This is a genomic window from Synechococcus sp. BA-120 BA3 (genome assembly GCF_034931285.1).
Classification (GTDB): Bacteria; Cyanobacteriota; Cyanobacteriia; order PCC-6307; family Cyanobiaceae; genus Cyanobium.
Genome location: NZ_JAYGHZ010000148.1, coordinates 1 through 2,065 on the forward strand (window position 1 = coordinate 1; position 2,065 = coordinate 2,065).

3 protein-coding genes and 1 pseudogene are annotated in these 2,065 nt (G+C 68.0%); 2 read left to right on the plus strand and 2 right to left on the minus strand.

All coding sequences use genetic code 11. The features are described 5' to 3' along the window. Positions 1–247 (plus strand): hypothetical protein (locus VB737_RS06680; protein WP_500312154.1); only part of this gene is annotated, 247 nt, incomplete at its 5' end. Here the strand turns inward: VB737_RS06680 and bcp are convergent. After that, positions 217–684 (minus strand): thioredoxin-dependent thiol peroxidase, encoded by a 468-nt coding sequence (gene bcp / locus VB737_RS06685; RefSeq protein ID WP_500312155.1) that lies wholly within the window; start codon positions 682–684, stop codon positions 217–219. The two genes, VB737_RS06680 and bcp, sit on opposite strands and share 31 nt — an antisense overlap. 181 nt (positions 685–865) lie before the next feature. Between bcp and VB737_RS06690 the strand changes: the two genes are divergently transcribed. Continuing rightward, entirely contained in the window at positions 866–1,579 is a 714-nt protein-coding gene (locus VB737_RS06690) for an alpha/beta hydrolase (protein WP_500312156.1), read from the plus strand. Between the two features lie 75 nt (positions 1,580–1,654). Here the strand turns inward: VB737_RS06690 and VB737_RS06695 are convergent. Beyond that, positions 1,655–2,065 (minus strand): annotated as a pseudogene (locus tag VB737_RS06695) (AAA family ATPase); the annotation flags it as partial.

Here is a 2,065-nt window from a genome sequence, read left to right on the forward strand (position 1 = left end):
GGTGGAGGGTCTGGCCGCCGCGGTGCGGGAGGCGGGACGCCAGGCCCGGGCGCAGGAGCCGCGCTGCCGGATCGTGCTCACCGGCGGTGACGGGCCGACCCTGCTGCCGCTGCTGCGGCGGTGGCCGGAGCTGGGGAGTGACGTCCTGACGCTCCACCCCGAGCTCTGCCTGGAGGCCCTGGTGGCCCTGCGTCCAGCTGTTTCGCCGGGGGAGGCTCAGGCCAGGCCCAGGTCCTCGAGGATCTGATCGGCCATCTCCTCGGCCTTCACCTTGAGATAGATGCGCTCCAGCTTGCCGTCGGCGTCGATGACGAAGGTGTGCCGCATCATGCCCATGTACTCCTTGCCCATGAACTTCTTCAGCCCGTAGCTGCCGTAGGCCTCGGCCACCGGACAGGGCTCGGCGTCGGTGAGCAGGGTGAAGGGCAGGTCGTACTTGGCGACGAACTTGCCGTGGCTGGCCGCCCCGTCCTTGCTGATGCCCAGCACCTTGATGCCGTGGGTTTCGAAGGCGCTCCAGCGGTCGCGGAAGTTGCAGGCCTCCTTCGTGCAGCCCGGCGTGTCGTCCTTGGGATAGAAGTAAATCACCACGCGCTGGCCCCGCAGCGCGGCGAGGGACACGGCTTCGCCGGTCTGGTCGGGGAGGGTGAAGTCGGGGGCTGGATCTCCCACCTGCAGGGCCATGGGTCGAACCTTGGGGCGAATGACAACCACTTCACCCTAGGGGCATGCTCCTGGCCGGGGCCGAGGGGTCCCTCCGCAGGCTCCCGGTCCCACACGCCAGGCCCCGGCCGGGGGGAAGCCGTTCCGTTATGTGTGGAGAGGCAAAGAAAGTGGCATGGGGATGTAGGCAAAATCACCTCCGATGCCTAGGTTGATGACGAAGTCAACATTCCCTCCCGTGTTCAAGAGAATTCTCGCCGGTCTCTTTGTGGGAACGGCCGTCACGGCCTCCGTGCTTCCCGCTTCCGCGGCCGTGGACAACGATCTGCCCGTCCGCTGGAACACTGGCGGTGCCGTGTGGTCCACCCACCAGTCCGCCTTCGACACCTTCCTTGACTCCGGTGACATCACCGACCGTGGCCTGGAAGGCGGCCTGGCCCGCTCTGGCTGGACCTCCGACGAGGTCAAGTCGGGCATGACCAAGACCTACTCGGTCAATCTGGTGGGGGTATCCCGCTTCCTCTACTCCGACGCCGGTGTGAAGTTCCTCAAGAACGCCACCAACAGCTACTTCCCGTACTACAGCATGAACACCTATGCGGTTCAGGCTCTGCGTTCGGCGATCATCTCCGATGCCAAGGATGGCTCGATCTCCTCGGCCGGCATCATGAAGGCCCTGCCCACCGACTTCCGTCTGGCTGATTTCTGCAACACCTACACCGGTTCGCAGAACATCTGTGCCGAAGGTCGCTGCCAGGCCGGCACCGCCCAGTGCACTTCGCTGCTGTCCTGGTACGTCTTCCTGCCCGCCTGCATCCAGGCCAACCAGATGGCCGACCCCGTCGCCATGGTCCGCGACACCCCCGGCCCCGCTCCTGCTCCGATGATGGATCAGCCTGTCCGCGGCCTCTGGTGATCCACCGGGGGGGAGCTACTCCCCCCCCCATGCCCATTGCCCCGGCTTCGCCGGGGCTTTTTTCATGGCCCCGATTCATGGTCCCGTGCCGTGCCGGGCCAGCAGGAGGGTGTGACCCAGGGGCTGGGGCAGCGCCGCCCCGCGCCGTTCCCGGAACAGGGCTTCGAGCCGCCGCAGGCCGGCGGCCGGCAGCACGGAGGCCAGGTGCCCGCGGTAGCTGGCCCGGCGGCCGAACCAGCGCTCCAGCACGGCGTCGCCCAGGGGCAGTTCGAGCGCTTCCTCCCAGAAGCGTCGCTGCACACTCCAGCCCAGGGCTTCGAGGCCCTCCTGGACCCGGTCGGCCAGCTCCACCTCGCCGGTCCGCCACTCCCGTTCCCTGGCGGCGACGGTGTCGAGGGCGCCTTGGGCCTCGGCGGCACCGCTGTTGCCGAGGTGGGCGCGCAGACTGCCCGCCGGCCCCAGCAGGGGATGGCTGAACAGCAGGCG